Below are 16,062 nucleotides of genomic sequence, written 5' to 3' on the forward strand. Positions count from 1 at the left end.
GGGGCTACGGCGGCGGACCCGGGCTGATCGCCCCGGTCCGCCGCCGTTGCGCGTCCCCGCCCGCACCGCCCGCACTGCCCGCACCGCCCGCACTGCCCGCACCGGCCGTACCCCCGGCCACATCGCCGGTGCGGTCGCCGCCGTGCGCGAGCTCCGCCGCCAGACCGTCCAGCAGCCGCTCCAGACCCCAGGTGAACTGCTCGTCCTGCGCCCCCTCCGGCGCGTACCCGGCGGCGGCGTGCAGCCGGGGGAACGACGCCGGCGGCAGGTCCGCGAGGGTGTGCCGCCACCAGGCCCGGTGGTCCTCCTGGCCCTCCGGCGTGGTCCGGCCGATCTCGTACAGCACGAAGCCGAGGGTGTAGGTCTGTACCGAGTGGTACGCCCGGACGCCGTCGCGCAGCGGCCAGCCGCCCTCCGTCATCCTCCCCAGCAGCCACTCGAAGACCTCCGCCAGGCCCGCGCTCCACATCCGACGGGTGATCAGGAGCTCGGCCAGGGCCCGGTGTTCGAGCATCCTGCGGCGCAGGGACGCGGCGAAGTCCGCCAGCGCCGGCCGCCAAGGCGCGTCGTCCCCGCGCTCCAGGGGGAAGTCCTCCAGCACGGCCCCGGCGAGCAGTTCGAGCAGGTGCTCCTTGCTGTCCACGTGGCCGTAGAGCGACATCGCCCCGCACCCCAGCTCCTGGGCGAGCCGCGGCATGCTGACCGCCGCCAGGCCCTCGGTGCGGGCCACGTCCAGCGCCGCGGCGACGATCTGCGGCCGGGACAGCGAGCCCCGCGGCCGTCTTCCGGCCCCGCCGGGCACCGCCCGCTCCGAAGGCTTCGCCATGGTGCTCCCTCCGCCGTCATCCCTGTCCGGCCGTGGCCGGGCGCGCCCTTGCGGGCCGTCCCGCACCATTCTACGGTGAGCATTACCGTAAGCCTTACGGTAATGGTTCGGGCAGGCCAGGCGTGCCCGTGGGAAGCGACGGTGATGTGCAGTGGACACGACGACACGACTCCCCTTAGCCGGCGTACGGGTGCTCGACGCCGCCACCCTGTTCGCGGGGCCCGGTGCGGCGACGCTCCTCGGGGACTTCGGGGCGGACGTCATCAAGATCGAACACCCGGCCGGCGACCCCGCCCGCCGCCACGGCGCGCAGGTCCACGGTGAGAGCCTGTGGTGGAAGCTGGTCGGCCGCAACAAGCGCACGGTCACGCTCGACCTGAGCCGCAGCGAGGGCCAGGAGATCTGCCGGGAGCTGGTGCGCGACGCGGACGTGCTCGTGGAGAACTTCCGGCCGGGCACCTTCGAACGGTGGGGCCTGGGATACCGGCGGCTCAGCGAGCTCAACCCCGGCCTGGTGATGCTCCGCGTCAGCGGCTTCGGGCGGGTCGGCCCCATGAGGAACCGCGCGGGCTTCGGCACGCTCGCCGAGGCGATGAGCGGCTTCGCCCACTGCACGGGCGCACCGGACGGGCCCCCGACGCTGCCCCCCTTCGGCCTCGCCGACGGCGCGGCCGCGGTCATGTCGGCCTACGCCACGATGGTCGCCCTGCACGCGCGCGGCAGCACCGGCCGCGGCCAGGTCGTGGACACGGCCCTCATCGAACCGATCCTGCACCTGCTCGGCCCGCAGATCTCCGCCTACCAGCAACTCGGCACGGTCCAGGGGCGCTCGGGCAACCGCTCTCCCCACAACGCCCCGCGCAACATCTACCGGTGCCGCGACGGACGCTGGCTCGCCGTCTCCACCAGCGCCCAGTCCATCGCCGAGCGCGTGATGAGGCTGGTGGGCAGCCCCCACCTGATCGAGGAGCCCTGGTTCGCCACCGGGTCGGGGCGCGCCGAGCACGTGGAGGAACTGGACGCCGTCGTCGGCGACTGGATCGCGGCGCGCGACGCGGACGAGGTCATCGCGGCCTTCGAGGAGGCCCGGGCGGCGGTCGCACCCGTCTACACAGCCGCCGACATCGTCGCCGACCCGCAGTTCGCCGCCCTCGGCACGGTCGTCCACGTCGACGACGCCGCACTCGGCCCCCTGGCCATGCAGGGCGTGCCCGCCCGCCTGTCCGACACCCCGGGACGGGTCCGCTGGGCGGGCAGGCCGCTGGGCGCGGACAACGACGAGGTCTTCGCAGGGCTGGGCATCGACGCCCGGCGCCGCGCGCAGCTGCGCCGGGAAGGGGTCATCTGATGCCGCCGTCCTTCGCCGGCACCCGCCCGAGCCCGGTGGTCCGCACCTGGCTCTACGTGCCCGGCGACCGCCCCGAGCGTTTCGGCAAGGCCGTCGCCTCCGGAGCCGATGCCGTGGTCATCGACCTGGAGGACGCGGTGGCCCCCGCCCGCAAGGCGGCCGCCCGCGGGGCCGCCGTCGGCTTCCTGGGCTCCGGCCACGGCCGGGCGGTCTTCGTGCGCGTCAACGCCCTGGGCGACGGCGGCGAGGAGGACCTGGCCGCCCTGCGCGGCACCCGGGTCTCGGGGGTGCGCATCCCCAAGTGCGAGCACCCCGCCCAGCTCGCCGAGGCCGCCCGGCTCCTGCCGGGCGTGCGGCTCGTACCGCTCCTGGAGACGGCGCTGGGCATCGAGCACGCGTACGCGCTGGCCACCGGCCACGCCCAGGTGTCCGGCCTCGCCTTCGGCGAAGCCGACCTCGCGGCCGAGCTGGGCACCGGCCACCGCGACGTCCTCGACGCGGCCGCCCATCGTGTCCTGCTCGCCGCCGCCGCGGCCGGGCTGCCCCGGCCGCCCCTGAGCGTCTTCCCCGCCGTACGGGACCTCGACGGCCTCGCGGCGGACTGCGCGCGCGGCCGGGAACGCGGCTTCTTCGGCCGCTCGGTGGTCCACCCCGCCCAGGTCCCCGTCGTCAACGCCGCGTTTACCGCTCCGGCCCGGGAACTGGAGGCCGCGCGCCGCCTGGTGGAGAGGGTGGAGCGGGCTGAGGCGAACGGCTCGGGCGCGTGGCTGGACGAGGCCGGCAACCTCATCGACGCGGCGGCCCTGCGCCAGGCCCGCGCGGCCCTGGGCGCCGCCCGCCACCCGGGTCCGACGGCCTGACGGGACGAACCTAGGCCGTGAGGTGGCGGTAGAGGGTTTCGTGGCCCTCGGGGCCGGGGTGGATCCCGTCCGTGAGGAGATCCGCGCGGTGCTGGAGCGGGGTCCACAGGTCGACGTGGTCGACGTGGTGCTCCGCGCACCAGGTGCGCAGGGCCTCGCGCACGACCAGTGCGCGGGATTCGGTGAAGCGCAGGCCCTCGTAGTCGGCCGTGCGGGACTCGTCCAGCCACAGGGGGCCGAGGACGGCCAGGCGGGCGTTGTGGTCCCGGGCCGTGGCCGCCAGGGAGGCGAGACTGTCCGCGAGGCGGGCCGCCAGGCCGTCGGAGCCCTCGTGCGGGGCCGACGCCGGGACGGCCGAGTCGTTGATGCCGGCGGCGATCAGCAGGGTGTCCGGGCGGCGCGCGGCGAGGAGGGCCGGGGTCTGCTCGGCGACCTCGGCCAGGGTGCTGCCCGGGACGGCCAGGTTGAAGACCCGGTGGTCCCGCTCGTTCGCCGCGATGTGGCGGGCCGCGAGCCGGCCCGCCCAGCCGCCCCGCGGATCGCAGCGCCCGTACGCGATGCTGTCGCCCGCGATCACGATCCGGGCCGCCGAGCGCAGCGGGTCCGCGTCCAGATAGGCCCAGGCGCTCTCCCCGGAGGAGAGCAGCACCCGCCGGCGGACGTAGTCGTCCACCTCGTAGGCGTCGGCCGCGGCCAGCTCCTCGTCGGTCAGGCGCAGGACGACGCCGTCGACCGCGGAGCCCAGCCGGCACTCCAGGGTCAGGTGGACGTCGAGGCCGCTGGCGGCGATCACGTCCGGGTCGGCGATCTTCAGGGGCCGGGTGGCGTAGCCGACCAGCGAGGCCGGCGAGCTGGGCACGGTCCGGCCGAAGAGGGCGGTCTGGACGTGCGCCTCCTTCAGCGTGCCGAAGGAGAACAGGGCGTGCGGGCGCGACTCGGTCACGGTGGGGGCCGGGGCCTTTCTTCAGCGGATGATCATCACTCACCCTATCGGCCCCTCGGGCGGTGTTGATCGGGCGTTGATCGGATGTACATCGCGCCCGTCCAGGATCACCGCATGTCGATGAACACCACCACCGCCCCCGCCTGGTACGACCTCGCCCTGTGCGCCCAGACGGGCCCGAGCTTCTTCTTCCCGGACCCGGGCTCCTCCGTCCAGGACGCGAAGCGGCTGTGCGGGGCGTGCGAGGGCAGGGCGGCGTGCCTGGAGTACGCCCTCGCCAACGACGAGCGCTTCGGTGTCTGGGGCGGCCTCTCGGAGACCGAACGGCAGGCCCTGCGCCCGCGCGGCTGAACCGGGCGGCGGACCTCAGCCCTTCCGGGCGGCCATGCGCGCCGCGCGCGCGGCCAGGCGCTCGTCGAGCTTGCGGGCCTCGGCGTCGAGGCCGTTCATGAACAGCCCGAGCTCCTCCTGGGCCTTCTGCCCCTCCGGGCCCAGCCCGTCGATGTCCATGATCTTGAGGAAGCGGATCACGGGGCTCAGCACGTCGTCGTGGTGGATCCGCAGGTTGTAGACCCCGCCGATCGCCATCTGCGCGGCCATCCGCTCGAAGCCGGGCATGCCGTGTCCGGGCATCCGGAAGTTGACGACGACGTCGCGCACGGCCTGCATGGTCAGGTCCGGGGCGAGCTCGAAGGCCGCGGCCAGCAGGTTCCGGTAGAAGATCATGTGCAGGTTCTCGTCCTGCGCGATGCGGGCCAGCATCCGGTCGCAGACCGGGTCACCGGACTGGTGGCCGGTGTTGCGGTGCGAGATGCGGGTCGCCAGCTCCTGGAAGGCCACGTACGCCACCGAGTGCAGCATGGAGTGGCTGTTGTCGGACTCGAAGCCCTCCGACATGTGCTGCATCCGGAACGCTTCCAGCTTGTCCGGGTCCACGGCGCGCGAGGCCAGCAGGTAGTCGCGCATCACGATGCCGTGGCGGCCCTCCTCGGCGGTCCAGCGGTGCACCCAGGTGCCCCAGGCGCCGTTGCGGCCGAAGAGCGTCGCGATCTCGTGGTGGTAGCTGGGGAGGTTGTCCTCGGTCAGCAGGTTCACGACCAGCGCGATCTTGCCGATGTCGGTCACCTTCGACTGCTGCGGGTCCCAGGCCTCGCCGTCCTCGAAGAAGCCCGGGAAGTTCCGGCCGTCGCTCCACGGGACGTACTCGTGGGGCATCCAGTCCTTGGTGACCTTCAGATGGCGGTTGAGCTCCTTCTCGACCACCTCTTCCAGCGCGAACAGCAGCTTGGCGTCGGTCCACGCCTCCGAGCTGCCGAGGTGGGGAGAGGTGATCGTCACGGGGGCTCCTGGGGGGACAAAGCGAATTACCTACGGTTCCGTAGCCTACGGTCTCGTAGGTTAAGCCTGACATCAGGGCCAGCCAAGCCCCAGTCGTCGGTGTGTCCGGCTACGTCCGGTTATCTATGCAGTTGGAGGGGGCGGCAGGGGCCTTCAGAAGGGGCAGAATCACGCCAGAAGGTGGCCGGCCCCTCCGGCCTTGACGGCCGGAGGGGCCGGAGCGAGGGGGCCGCGAGGGCCCGGTGGATCAGTCCTGCCAGAGCGAGGCGCGGACCTCTTCGGCGGTGGTCGCCCGCAGTCCCCGCTCACCGTCGAGCAGCAGCCACCGGGTGATCCCGACCGACTCCAGGAACGGCACGTCGTGGCTGGCCACGATCAGCGCCCCCTCGTAGGACTCCAGCGACTCCCCGAGCCGGCGCACGCTCGCCAGGTCCAGGCTGTTCGTCGGCTCGTCCAGCATCAGCAGCTGCGGAGCCGGCTCCGCCAGCAGCAGGGCCGCGAGCGCCGCCCGGAACCGTTCGCCGCCCGACAGGGTGCCGGCCGCGCGGTCCGCCCGGCCGCCCCGGAACAGGAAGTGCGCGAGCCGCGCCCGGATCAGGTTGTTGGAGGCGTGCGGGGCGAACCGCGCCACGTTCTCCACGACCGAGCGCTCGTCGTCCAGTACGTCCAGCCGCTGCGGCAGGAACCGCGCCGGGACGTGCGCCACCGCCTCGCCCGACACGGGAGCCAGCTGCCCGGCGATGGTCCGCAGCAGCGTCGTCTTGCCGGAGCCGTTCGCGCCGACCAGCGCGATCCGCTCCGGACCGCGCACCTCCCACTCGCCTGCCACGCCGGGCCCGTGGGCCGGCCGCAGATCGGTCAGGGTCAGGACCCGTCGGCCCGGGGGGACCTGAGTGGCCGGCAGTTCGATGCGGATCACGTCGTCGTCGCGCACCGCCTCCACCGCCTGGTCCAGCCGCTCGCGGGCGTCCGCCAGCTTCTCGGCGTGCATCGTGCGGTGCTTGCCCGCCGACTCCTGGGCGGCGCGCTTGCGCGCGTTCATCACGATCTTCGGCTCGCGCTTGGTGTCGTACATCTTCTGCGCGTACCGCTTGCGGCGGGCCAGTTTCAGCTGGGCGTCGGCGAGTTCGCGCTTCTGGCGCTGGACGTCGGCCTCGGCGACCCGGACCATCCGCTCGGCCGACTCCTGCTCGGCGGCGAGCATCTGCTCGTAGTCCCCGAAGTTCCCGCCGTACCAGCGGACTTCGCCGTCGCGCAGGTCGGCGATCTGGTCGACCCGCTCCAGCAGCTCCCGGTCGTGACTGACCAGCACCATCACCCCCGACCAGGACTCGACGGCCGCGTAGAGGCGCCGTCGGGCCCGCAGGTCCAGGTTGTTGGTGGGCTCGTCCAGCAGCAGCACGTCCGGCCGGGCCAGCAGCAGGGCCGCCAGCCGCAGCAGGACGCACTCGCCGCCGGAGAGCTCACCGACCGTGCGGTCCAGGCCGATCCCGGCGAGCCCGAGCTGGTCGAGCACGGCCAGGGCCCGCTCCTCGACGTCCCAATCGTCGCCGACGGCGGCGAAGTTGGCCTCGGTGGCCTCACCCGCCTCGATGGCGTGCAGGGCCGTGCGGGCGGCGCGGATGCCGAGCGCCTCGTCGACGCGGAGCGCGGTGTCGAGGGTGGCGTCCTGCGGGAGGTAGCCGAGGGTGCCGGCCACCGACACCTGGCCCCCGGACGGGGTCAGGGCGCCGGCGACGAGCTTCAACAGGGTGGACTTCCCGCAGCCGTTGAGCCCGATCAGGCCGGTGCGGCCGGGGCCGACGGTCCACTGGAACCCCTCGAAGACGGGGGTTCCGTCGGGCCAGTCGAAGGAGAGGGCGGAGCAGGTGATGAAAGTAGGGGCATGACTCATGGAGGCCTCCAGGTTGCGTGAGTGGTGCGTGCAACGCGGGGAGACAGCCGACTGTCACAAGGGTGTGGGCGTGGTGGTCGGGTGTCTCGGACCTCAGAAGAGCAATGTCCTACTCCGTTTCGACGGCTATGGGGCACCGACGAAATTACGGGCGGCCCCAGCCGCCCGCAACCGAATAACACCGCCGTTCCGTCGGGCTCAGCAGGAGCCGCGCATCAGCTCGTCCAGGCTGTGGTCCATGTCCAGGTAGCGGTGCTCCAGCCCCGGCGGGACGAGCTCGCGGGAGCGCTCCAGGAATCTCTCGATCTCGGCCGTGTCCATCAGCACGATCGCCACCCCCTCCGGCGCGTGGAACTCGACCGTCGTGCGGTCCCCGTCGTACGGGCGCACGCGCACGTCGCCGCAGCCGGCCGGGTGCTGGATCCCTGACATCAGCAGCTCCCGCGCGAAGGTCCACGAGACCTCGACGCCCTCGAGTGTGGCGAGCGCGGGGAAGGCCATGCGGACGGCGAAGGGATCCGAGCGGTCGTAGCAGAGGGTGACGGGGACGGTCTCGACCTTCGGGGCGGTGGCGACCAGTCGTGCCTGTACGGCCTGCTCGATGACAGTGATCAAGGCTCGCTCCCTTGCAGCGGATCTGCTGCCGGGCTGTGGGGTGGAACCCGGCAACCGGATAGACGCCGGAATCGGCAAATCCGTGCAGGGCGGATGACGTGAGCTGCGTCACCGATTGGCCGGATCCCGCCGGTGCGATCGCACAGAGTGACGGGAAGGGGGGTGCGGGGAAAGGGGTCTCACTCCTTTCCGCAGGCTCCGGAGTGATCGCAATAAGGCTGGTTACCGCTCACTCCACAGGCGCAAAGCACCGCTCTGGTCTCCCTCCGGAGCCCCCCGGCGGCGGTGGTCACGCTCAGTTCCCCCCGCAGGAACAGTTGGCCGAGAGGCGACCGTACGACGCTGGTCGGCCGGTCCCCCTGCTCCGCCGGGCCGGCGGCCGTCCGGTACTGGAGCGCCCCGGACGGGCAGCGCCGGACCACCTCGGCGACCCGCTCCGGCGCGGCCCCGTCCGGCCGGATCCAGGGGCGGCGTCCCGAGTCGAACACCTCGGGCAGCCCGCCGACGCACCGGGCGGCGTGCAGGCACCGGCCGGCGTCGTAGGTGACGGTGATCCCCGCGCCCGCGTACGCCTTGGGTCCTTGCGGGGCTTGCGGGGCTTGCGGCTCGTTCGGCGCTTCCGGCTCGTTCGGCTCGTTCGCTTCCATGGAGGCCATGGGCCCACGCTAGGAACCCGCGGCCGGGAACGCACCCTGGACGGCGAAATACGGGTGCGTTAGCTTCCCGCGCCATGAGACTTCTGGGAGTTGGCATGTGCGCGGCGGCCCTGCTGGCGGCGGTGACGGCCGGGCCGGCGCTGGCGGACACCGGAGCGGGCACCGCAGCCGGTACGGGCACCGCGGCCGAAGACCTCACCGCCGCCGGATCACGGGGCGCCGGCTGGGCCCTCAAGGACACCGGGGCGGCGGCCGCGAACGGGGTCCGCTTCCGCGGGCTGGCCGCCGTCGACCGCGCCACGGCCTGGGTGGCCGGCACCCGGGGCACGGTCCTGCGCACCGGCGACGGCGGCCGCAGCTGGCGGGACGTGTCGCCTCCCGGGGCGGTCGCGGACGGGCTGGAACTGCGTGACATCGAGGCCTTCGACGCGCGGCGGGCGGTGGCCCTGTCCATCGGGGAGGGCGCGGCCTCCAGGATCCTGCGGACCGAGGACGGCGGCGCGACCTGGACCGAGGCCTTCCGCAACCCCGACCCGCGGGCCTTCTACGACTGCCTGACCTTCGTCGACTCCCGGCACGGGCTGGCCGTCAGCGACCCGGTGGACGGGAAGTTCCGCATCCTGGCCACCGACGACGGCGGGCGCGGCTGGCGGGTGCTGCCGGACGCCGGGATGCCGCAGGCGCTGCCCGGGGAGGCGGGTTTCGCCGCGAGCGGGCAGTGCCTGGTGGCCTCCGGGCCGCGCGACGTCTGGCTGGCCACCGGGGGCGGGACGGCCGCGCGGGTGCTGCACTCCGCGGACCGGGGCCTGACGTGGCGGGCCGCCGACACCACCGTCCCCGGCGGGGATCCGGCGCGCGGGGTCTTCGCCCTGGCCTTCCGCGACCGCACGACGGGCCTCGCGGTCGGCGGCGACTACCGCACGGGCCAGGCCTCGCCCCTGGCGGCGGCCCGCTCCACGGACGCGGGCCGCAACTGGACCCGCGCGGCCACCCCGCCGCCCGCGTACCGGTCCGGCGCGGCCTGGTACCCGTACGGGCGGACGGTGGCCCTGGCGGTGGGGCCGACGGGCACGGACGTCACGGCCGACGCGGGCCGGAGCTGGCGGCCGCTGGACGGGGGCTCGTTCGACACGGTCGCCTGCGCGGCGGACGGGGGGTGCTGGGCGGCGGGGGAGAAGGGCCGCGTGGCCCGGCTGGAGCACCACCGCTGACCCGGCTGCGGGGGGCGTGCGGTCCGCCGCGCGGAGCCGATGCGCCGCCCCGCGCAGCGGGCCCGGGCCCGGGGGGTTACGACGGAAGGGACTCGCGGACCGCCGAGAGGTCCGCGGAGGTCTTCGTGGCGATGAACTCCGTGATCCGGTACTCGCACACCCCCGCCACCGTGAACGGATCCTCGGCCGCGATCTTCTCGATCTCCGCCCGCGACACCCCGCGGGCCAGGATGATCCCGCCCTGCCGCGGGACCTGGCGCCCCGAGGCGAGGAAGACGCCGGACGCGTAGTACCCGTCCAGCCACGCGATGTGCGCGTCCAGTTCCTCTTCGACGGCTTCGATGGGCGCGATGTAGGTGAGCTCCATGACGAACATGATCGCCAGGCTACTCTCGCACTCCATGACACGCGTGAAGACCCCCGCCGACGCAGCCGAGGCCCGGGCGGTACAGGACGAACTCCGCAAGGGACTGGTGCTCGACGAGCCCGGCCCCGAGCCCGGCCGCGGGCTGGTCGCCGGCGTCGACGTGGCCTACGACGACGACCGCGACCTCGTCGCGGCCGCCGCCGTCGTCCTCGACGCCGCCACCCTCGAGGTCGTGGCCGAGTCCACCGCCGTCGGGCAGGTGAGCTTCCCCTACGTGCCCGGCCTGCTCGCCTTCCGGGAACTGCCGACCGTCCTCGCCGCCCTCGACGCGCTCCCCGTCACCCCCGGCCTCGTCGTCTGCGACGGCTACGGCCTCGCCCACCCCCGCGGCTTCGGCCTCGCCTGCCACCTCGGGGTGGTGACGGGCCTGCCCAGCATCGGCGTCGCCAAGAACCCCTTCACCTTCACCCACGAGGAGCCCGGCGCCCCGCGCGGCGAGACCTCGCCGCTGCTCGCCGCCGACGGCTCGGTCGTCGGGCGGGCCCTGCGCACCCAGCACGGGATCAAGCCGGTGTACGTGTCCGTGGGCCACCGCGTCTCCCTGGACAACGCCTGCGCCCACACCCTCGCGCTGAGCCCCCGTTTCCGGATCCCCGAGACCACCCGGCAGGCCGACTCCCTGTGCCGCCGGGCCCTGCGCGAGGCCGTGGAAGGGGCCGCGGGCGAGGAAGCCTAGAAGCCGCCCGGGACGGCCGCACGGACAACGCCCGTGCGGCCCCCTCTTCCCGGCCCCGCCTCGCCGCCGCCGTCAGGGCCGCCCGGCAGGCGCGGCCTGGGACCGGGCCGCCACCCGGAAGCGGATCCCCGCCTTCTGGAGGCGGTCCAGCAGGGCGTCGCCCATTGCCACCGCCGTCGTCAGCTGGCCGGAGGTCTCGGGCAGGGCGTCGTACGCCAGGCACAGCGCGGACTCCGCCAGCATCTTCGCCGTCTCCCCGTAGCCCGGGTCCCCGCCGGCCACCTCGGTGAACACGCGGCGCCCGCCGCCCTCCCCGACGAAGCGGACGGTGAACCAGCTGCGGGCGCGCCGCTCCGCGTCCGGGCCGCTGCCCGGCTCCCAGCGGGCCATCAGCCACCGCCGCGCCGCCGGGACCTGGGCCAGCGCGGCCGCCGCCCCCAGCGCCGCCGTCCCGCCGAGGGCCACCGGCAGACGGCGCACGGAGGCGTAGTGCCGGTAGCGGAAGTCCGGCCCGTAGCGGTCCAGCGCGGCCGCCGACCGGGTCACCACCCGCGGGTCCAGCGTGGGCAGCGGCAGCGCCCAGGTCCCGGTCTCCCGGCTGAACCGCGGGACGCCCACCGGACCGCGCACCCGCCGCCCCGGCAGCCGGGGCTGGTACAGCCTGCGTTCCCGCGCGGCGGCCAGGGTCTGCGGGCCCCGGCCCAGGGCGGTGAGGGCGGAGGCCAGGGTGCCGCCGGAGGCCAGCGCGGAGGAGCGGACGAACCCGTCCACCCGCAGCGGCACCCCGTCCGGCAGCAGGCCCACCGTGAAGTACGCCCCCAGGTCGGCCGGAACGGAGTCGAACCCGCACGCGTGCACCAGCCGGGCCCCCGTCTCCCGGGCCCGCGCGTCGTGCGCGACGTACATCCGGTCGACGAACTCCGGCTCCCCGGTGAGGTCCACGTAGTCGGTGCCCGCCTCGGCGCAGGCCGCGACCAGCTCCGCCCCGTACCAGACGTACGGGCCGACGGTGGTGGCCAGCACCCGGGTGGCGGCGGCCAGTTCGCGCACGGCGGCCCCGTCGGCGGCGTCGGCGCGCAGCAGCGGCAGGCCGGCGCAGGCCGGGTTCAGGGCGGTCAGCCGCTCGCGCAGCCGCTCCAGCCTGCCGCGGTCGCGCCCGGCCAGGGCCCAGCGGCAGCCCGCCGGGGCGTGGAGCGCCAGGTACTCGGCCGTCAGCGTGCCGACGAACCCGGTCGCGCCGAAGAGCACGAGGTCGAAGTCCCGTCCCGGACCCGGCTGAGGGCGGCGGCGGTGGACGTGCTCGGTCATGGAACGTTCCTCCCGGCTGGTGTCGGTGGCTGAGGCTAGCGTGGTGGTCGACTGTCCGTACGAGCAGGTGTGACCTGCGGTAAGCGGGAGGGTGCGATGAGGGCTGCGGTACGCAAGTGGGAGGCGGTGCGCGCGTTCGCGCTGGGGCTGCCGGAGGCCGTCGAGGAGCATCCCTGGGGCCCCGAGGACGGGGTGGTGAAGGTCAACAAGAAGATCTTCGTCTTCCTCGGCAGCGCGGACGGTCCCGAACCGCCGGGCCTCTCCGTCAAGCTCAGGGACGAGGTCCTGCACGGGCACGCGCTGGCCGCTCCCGGCGCCCGGCCCACGGCGTACGGCCTCGGCCGGGCCGGCTGGGTGTCGGTGCCGCTGGGGGAGGAGGGGGCGCCGTCGGCGGAGGTGCTGTGCGAGTGGGTGGAGGAGAGCTACCGGACGGTCGCGCTCAAACGGCACGTCAAGGAGCTCGACGCGAGAGGCCCGGCATGAAGGCGGCACGGCGCGGGGGAGATTGAGCCAATCGGCTAAGCGCTTGCTCTTGTGCTGAGGGGGACGCCTTCCTAGCATCGCTGGTGTTACATCAGTTGTGTCACACCCGCGCCAGGGACACTGGGGGCCCGATGACAGAGGCGAAGACAGGGACCGGCCCGCTCGCCGGGGTGCGCGTGGTGGAACTGGCGGGCATCGGGCCCGGGCCGTTCGCCGCCATGCTCCTCGCCGACCTCGGCGCCGACGTCGTCCGCGTCGACCGGCCCGGCGGGGGCGGGCTCGCCATCGACCCGGCCTACGACGTCACCAACCGCAACAAACGCTCCGTCCTGGTCGACCTGAAGTCCCCCGAGGGCCCCGCCCGGGTACTGGAACTGGCCGAGCGGGCCGACGTGCTCATCGAGGGCTTCCGCCCGGGGGTCGCCGAGCGGCTCGGCGTCGGCCCCGAGGAGTGCCTGGCCCGCAACCCCGGGCTGGTCTACGGCCGGATGACCGGCTGGGGCCAGGAGGGCCCCCTCGCCCAGACCGCCGGGCACGACATCGCGTACATCGCCGTCACCGGCGCCCTCGGCATGATCGGCAGCCCCGACGGGCCCCCGGCCGTCCCCGCCAACCTGGTCGGCGACTACGCGGGCGGCTCCCTCTACCTGGTCATCGGCGTACTCGCCGCCCTCCGGCACGCCCGCACCCCCGGCGGCGCCGGCCAGGTCGTGGACGCGGCGATCGTCGACGGCACCGCCCACCTCACCGCCATGATCCACGGGATGGTCGCGGCCGGCGGCTGGCAGGACCGGCGCGGCGCCAACCTCCTCGACGGCGGCTGCCCCTTCTACGGCACGTACGAGACCTCCGACGGGCGGTACATGGCCGTCGGCGCACTGGAGCAGCAGTTCTACGACACCTTCGTCACGCTCCTCGGCATCGCCGACGAGGCCCCCGCCCGCAAGGACCTGGCCCGCTGGGGCGAGCTGCGCGAGGCCGTCGCCGCCCGCTTCAGGACCCGTACGCGCGCCGAGTGGACGGAGGTCTTCGAGGGCACCGACGCCTGCGTGGCCCCCGTGCTCTCCCTGGGCGAGGCCCCGCACCACCCGCACCTCGCCGCCCGCTCCACCTTCACCGACTTCGGCGGTATCACCCAGCCCGCCCCGCACCCCGCTTCTCCGCCACCCCGACCGCCGTGACGAGCGGCCCGGCGCGGCCGGGGGCGGACACCGAATCCGTGGCCCGCGACTGGGACGTGCCGGGCCTGAGCGCGAAGGGCGCCTGATGGAACTGTCCATGCTCCTCGACTACGCCGGCGACCCGCGCCGGGCCGCCGACGAGGCCGCCGCGCTGGAGTCCGCCGGCCTCGACGCGGTCTGGGTCGCCGAGGCCTGGGGCTTCGACTCGCCGACCATCATGGGGTACCTGGCGGCCCGGACCGAGCGGATGAAGATCGGCTCGGCCATCGTCAACGTCTACTCCCGCACCCCCGCACTCATCGCCCAGACCGCCGCCGGACTCGACGCGATGTCCGGCGGCCGGGCCCTCCTCGGCCTCGGCGCCTCCGGCCCCCAGGTGGTCGAGGGCTGGCACGGCAAGCCGTACGACAGGCCGCTGGGCCGCACCCGCGAGACCGTCGAGCTCTGCCGGCGCATCTGGCGCCGCGAGACCATCGACCACCACGGCATCACCGACATGCCCCTGCCGCCCGGACGCGGCGGCCGCCACGGCAAGCCGCTGAAGATCCTCACCCGCCCGGTCCGCGACCGGATCCCCGTCTACATCGCCTCCCTCGGCCCGGCCAACGTGGCCCTGACCGCCGAGATCGCCGACGGCTGGCTGCCCACCCTCTTCATCCCCGAGAAGGCCGGCACCGTCTGGGGGAGCGCCCTCGCCGCGGGTGCCGCCCGGCGGCCCGCGGAGCTCGGCCCGCTCCAGACCGTCGCCGGCGGCCTGCTGGCCATCGGCGAGGACGCGGCGAAGGCCCGGGACCTGGCACGCCCCCAGATCGCCCTGTACGTCGGCGGCATGGGAGCGCGCGGCCGCAACTTCTACAACGACCTCGCCGTGGCCTACGGGTACGAGGAGGAGGCCCGGAGGATCCAGGAGCTCTACCTCTCCGGCCGCAGGCGCGACGCGGCCGCCGCCGTCCCCGACGAGTTCTGCGAACTCATGACCCTCTGCGGGCCGGAGGGTTACGTACGCGAGCGCGTCGAGGCCTTCCGGGAGGCGGGCGTCACCATGCTCAACGTCACGCCCGTCGGCCCCGAGCCGGCCCGGCTGATCGAAACCGTCAAGAGCTGGCTCTAGGGGGACCCATGCAACGCCGCATCTACGACGCCGACCACGAGGCGTTCCGCGAGACCGTCCGCACCTTCCTCACCAAGGAGGTGCTGCCGCACTACGACCAGTGGGAGAAGGACGGCATCGTCAGCCGCGACGCCTGGCGGGCCGCCGGCCGGCAGGGCCTGCTCGGCTTCGCCGTCCCCGAGGAGTACGGGGGCGGCGGCAACCCCGACTTCCGCTACGCGGCCGTCCTCGCCGAGGAGTTCACCCGGGCCGGCGCCCCCGGCCTGGCCATCGGCCTGCACAACGACATCATCGGCCCGTACCTCACCTCCCTGGCCACCGAGGAACAGAAGCGCCGCTGGCTGCCCGGCTTCTGCTCCGGCGAGACCATCACCGCCATCGCGATGACCGAGCCCGGCGCCGGCTCCGACCTCCAGGGCATCCGGACCAGCGCCGAGGACCGGGGCGACCACTGGCTGCTCAACGGCTCCAAGACCTTCATCTCCAACGGCATCCTCGCCGACCTCGTGATCGTCGTCGCCAAGACCACCCCCGAGGGCGGGGCGCACGGCCTGTCCCTGCTGGTCGTCGAACGCGGCATGGCGGGATTCGAACGCGGCCGCAACCTCGACAAGATCGGCCAGAAGTCCCAGGACACCGCCGAACTCTTCTTCAACGACGTCCGCGTCCCCAAGGAGAACCTCCTCGGCGAGCTCAACGGAGCGTTCGTCCACCTGATGACCAACCTCGCGCAGGAGCGCATGGGCATCGCCATGGCCGCCATCGCCGCCGCCGAGCACCTCCTCGAGATCACCACCACGTACGTCAAGGAGCGCGAGGCCTTCGGCCGCCCGCTCGCCAAGCTCCAGCACATCCGCTTCGAGATCGCCGAGATGGCCACCGAATGCGCGGTCACCCGGACCTTCCTCGACCGCTGCATCACCGACCACGCGAACGGCGAACTCGACCACGTCCACGCCTCCATGGCCAAGTGGTGGGCCACCGAGCTCCAGAAGCGGGTCGCCGACCGCTGCCTCCAACTGCACGGCGGCTACGGCTACATGACCGAGTACCGCGTGGCGCGCGCCTTCACCGACGGCCGCATCCAGACCATCTACGGAGGCACGACCGAGATCATGAAGGAGATCATCGGACGCTCCCTCCTCGGCTGATCCCCGCCGCCCCGGCCCACCCCGGACCTCCCCG

General features: G+C 74.0%; 16 protein-coding genes and 1 pseudogene. 9 read left to right on the top strand and 8 right to left on the bottom strand.

The window, feature by feature from the left end; translation table 11 throughout:
- Positions 1–4: 4 nt before the first annotated feature.
- Positions 5–826 (bottom strand): TetR/AcrR family transcriptional regulator, encoded by an 822-nt coding sequence (locus B4U46_RS39350; RefSeq protein ID WP_261340947.1) that lies wholly within the window; start codon positions 824–826, stop codon positions 5–7.
- Between the two features lie 151 nt (positions 827–977).
- Between B4U46_RS39350 and B4U46_RS29015 the strand changes: the two genes are divergently transcribed.
- Positions 978–2,174 carry a CaiB/BaiF CoA transferase family protein gene (locus tag B4U46_RS29015; RefSeq protein WP_079430600.1) on the top strand — a complete coding sequence of 399 codons (1,197 nt, stop codon included), beginning with the start codon at positions 978–980 and terminating at the stop codon, positions 2,172–2,174.
- Positions 2,174–3,034, top strand: a complete 861-nt coding sequence (locus B4U46_RS29020; RefSeq protein WP_079430601.1) for an HpcH/HpaI aldolase/citrate lyase family protein — start codon at positions 2,174–2,176, stop codon at positions 3,032–3,034. Before B4U46_RS29015 ends, B4U46_RS29020 begins: the two co-directional genes overlap by 1 nt.
- 10 nt (positions 3,035–3,044) lie before the next feature.
- Here B4U46_RS29020 and B4U46_RS29025 read toward each other — a convergent pair whose 3' ends face one another.
- Positions 3,045–3,977, bottom strand: coding sequence for a GDSL-type esterase/lipase family protein (locus B4U46_RS29025; protein WP_079430602.1), 933 nt, complete (start codon positions 3,975–3,977; stop codon positions 3,045–3,047).
- A 114-nt stretch (positions 3,978–4,091) separates the two neighbouring features.
- Here B4U46_RS29025 and B4U46_RS29030 point away from each other — a divergent pair, with 114 nt between their 5' ends.
- A complete protein-coding gene (locus B4U46_RS29030; RefSeq protein WP_079430603.1) occupies positions 4,092–4,328 on the top strand; it encodes a WhiB family transcriptional regulator in 237 nt (78 codons plus the stop codon).
- 15 nt (positions 4,329–4,343) lie between these two features.
- Here B4U46_RS29030 and B4U46_RS29035 read toward each other — a convergent pair whose 3' ends face one another.
- From B4U46_RS29035 to B4U46_RS29050, 4 genes are all read right to left on the bottom strand, one after another.
- On the bottom strand, positions 4,344–5,315 hold the full coding sequence (locus B4U46_RS29035; RefSeq protein WP_079430604.1) for an acyl-ACP desaturase: 972 nt from the start codon (positions 5,313–5,315) through the stop codon (positions 4,344–4,346).
- Between the two features lie 247 nt (positions 5,316–5,562).
- Positions 5,563–7,209 (bottom strand): ABC-F family ATP-binding cassette domain-containing protein, encoded by a 1,647-nt coding sequence (locus B4U46_RS29040; RefSeq protein WP_185117150.1) that lies wholly within the window; start codon positions 7,207–7,209, stop codon positions 5,563–5,565.
- Between the two features lie 198 nt (positions 7,210–7,407).
- The gene (locus B4U46_RS29045; RefSeq protein ID WP_079430605.1) at positions 7,408–7,824 is read right to left on the bottom strand and encodes an SsgA family sporulation/cell division regulator; all 417 of its coding nucleotides are present in this window, start codon (positions 7,822–7,824) and stop codon (positions 7,408–7,410) included.
- Between the two features lie 179 nt (positions 7,825–8,003).
- Positions 8,004–8,480, bottom strand: a complete 477-nt coding sequence (locus B4U46_RS29050; RefSeq protein ID WP_398907971.1) for a (4Fe-4S)-binding protein — start codon at positions 8,478–8,480, stop codon at positions 8,004–8,006.
- 74 nt (positions 8,481–8,554) lie between these two features.
- Between B4U46_RS29050 and B4U46_RS29055 the strand changes: the two genes are divergently transcribed.
- Entirely contained in the window at positions 8,555–9,691 is a 1,137-nt protein-coding gene (locus tag B4U46_RS29055) for a WD40/YVTN/BNR-like repeat-containing protein (protein WP_107438340.1), read from the top strand.
- 76 nt (positions 9,692–9,767) lie between these two features.
- Here the strand turns inward: B4U46_RS29055 and B4U46_RS29060 are convergent, their stop codons facing one another.
- Positions 9,768–10,067 carry a YciI family protein gene (locus B4U46_RS29060; RefSeq protein ID WP_079430606.1) on the bottom strand — a complete coding sequence of 100 codons (300 nt, stop codon included), beginning with the start codon at positions 10,065–10,067 and terminating at the stop codon, positions 9,768–9,770.
- A 25-nt stretch (positions 10,068–10,092) separates the two neighbouring features.
- On the opposite strand from B4U46_RS29060, the gene B4U46_RS29065 reads away from it, so the two are divergent.
- Positions 10,093–10,794 carry an endonuclease V gene (locus B4U46_RS29065; RefSeq protein ID WP_079430607.1) on the top strand — a complete coding sequence of 234 codons (702 nt, stop codon included), beginning with the start codon at positions 10,093–10,095 and terminating at the stop codon, positions 10,792–10,794.
- Between the two features lie 72 nt (positions 10,795–10,866).
- On the opposite strand, the gene B4U46_RS29070 is transcribed toward B4U46_RS29065, so the two are convergent.
- Positions 10,867–12,102 (bottom strand): saccharopine dehydrogenase family protein, encoded by a 1,236-nt coding sequence (locus B4U46_RS29070; RefSeq protein ID WP_079430608.1) that lies wholly within the window; start codon positions 12,100–12,102, stop codon positions 10,867–10,869.
- A 96-nt stretch (positions 12,103–12,198) separates the two neighbouring features.
- On the opposite strand from B4U46_RS29070, the gene B4U46_RS29075 reads away from it, so the two are divergent.
- From B4U46_RS29075 to B4U46_RS29090, 4 genes and pseudogenes are all read left to right on the top strand, one after another.
- Complete coding sequence (locus B4U46_RS29075; RefSeq protein WP_079430609.1) at positions 12,199–12,585, top strand: MmcQ/YjbR family DNA-binding protein; 387 nt, start codon at positions 12,199–12,201, stop codon at positions 12,583–12,585.
- A 131-nt stretch (positions 12,586–12,716) separates the two neighbouring features.
- Positions 12,717–13,852: pseudogene (locus B4U46_RS29080) on the top strand (CaiB/BaiF CoA transferase family protein).
- The gene (locus tag B4U46_RS29085; protein ID WP_079430610.1) at positions 13,852–14,877 is read left to right on the top strand and encodes an LLM class F420-dependent oxidoreductase; all 1,026 of its coding nucleotides are present in this window, start codon (positions 13,852–13,854) and stop codon (positions 14,875–14,877) included. Before B4U46_RS29080 ends, B4U46_RS29085 begins: the two are co-directional and overlap by 1 nt.
- An 8-nt stretch (positions 14,878–14,885) precedes the next feature.
- Positions 14,886–16,028: an acyl-CoA dehydrogenase family protein gene (locus B4U46_RS29090; protein WP_079430611.1), complete on the top strand. Its 1,143-nt coding sequence runs from the start codon at positions 14,886–14,888 to the stop codon at positions 16,026–16,028.
- The last annotated feature ends 34 nt before the right edge of the window (positions 16,029–16,062 follow it).

It is taken from the genome of Streptomyces katrae, from assembly GCF_002028425.1.
GTDB classification, from domain to species: domain Bacteria; phylum Actinomycetota; class Actinomycetes; order Streptomycetales; family Streptomycetaceae; genus Streptomyces; species Streptomyces katrae_A.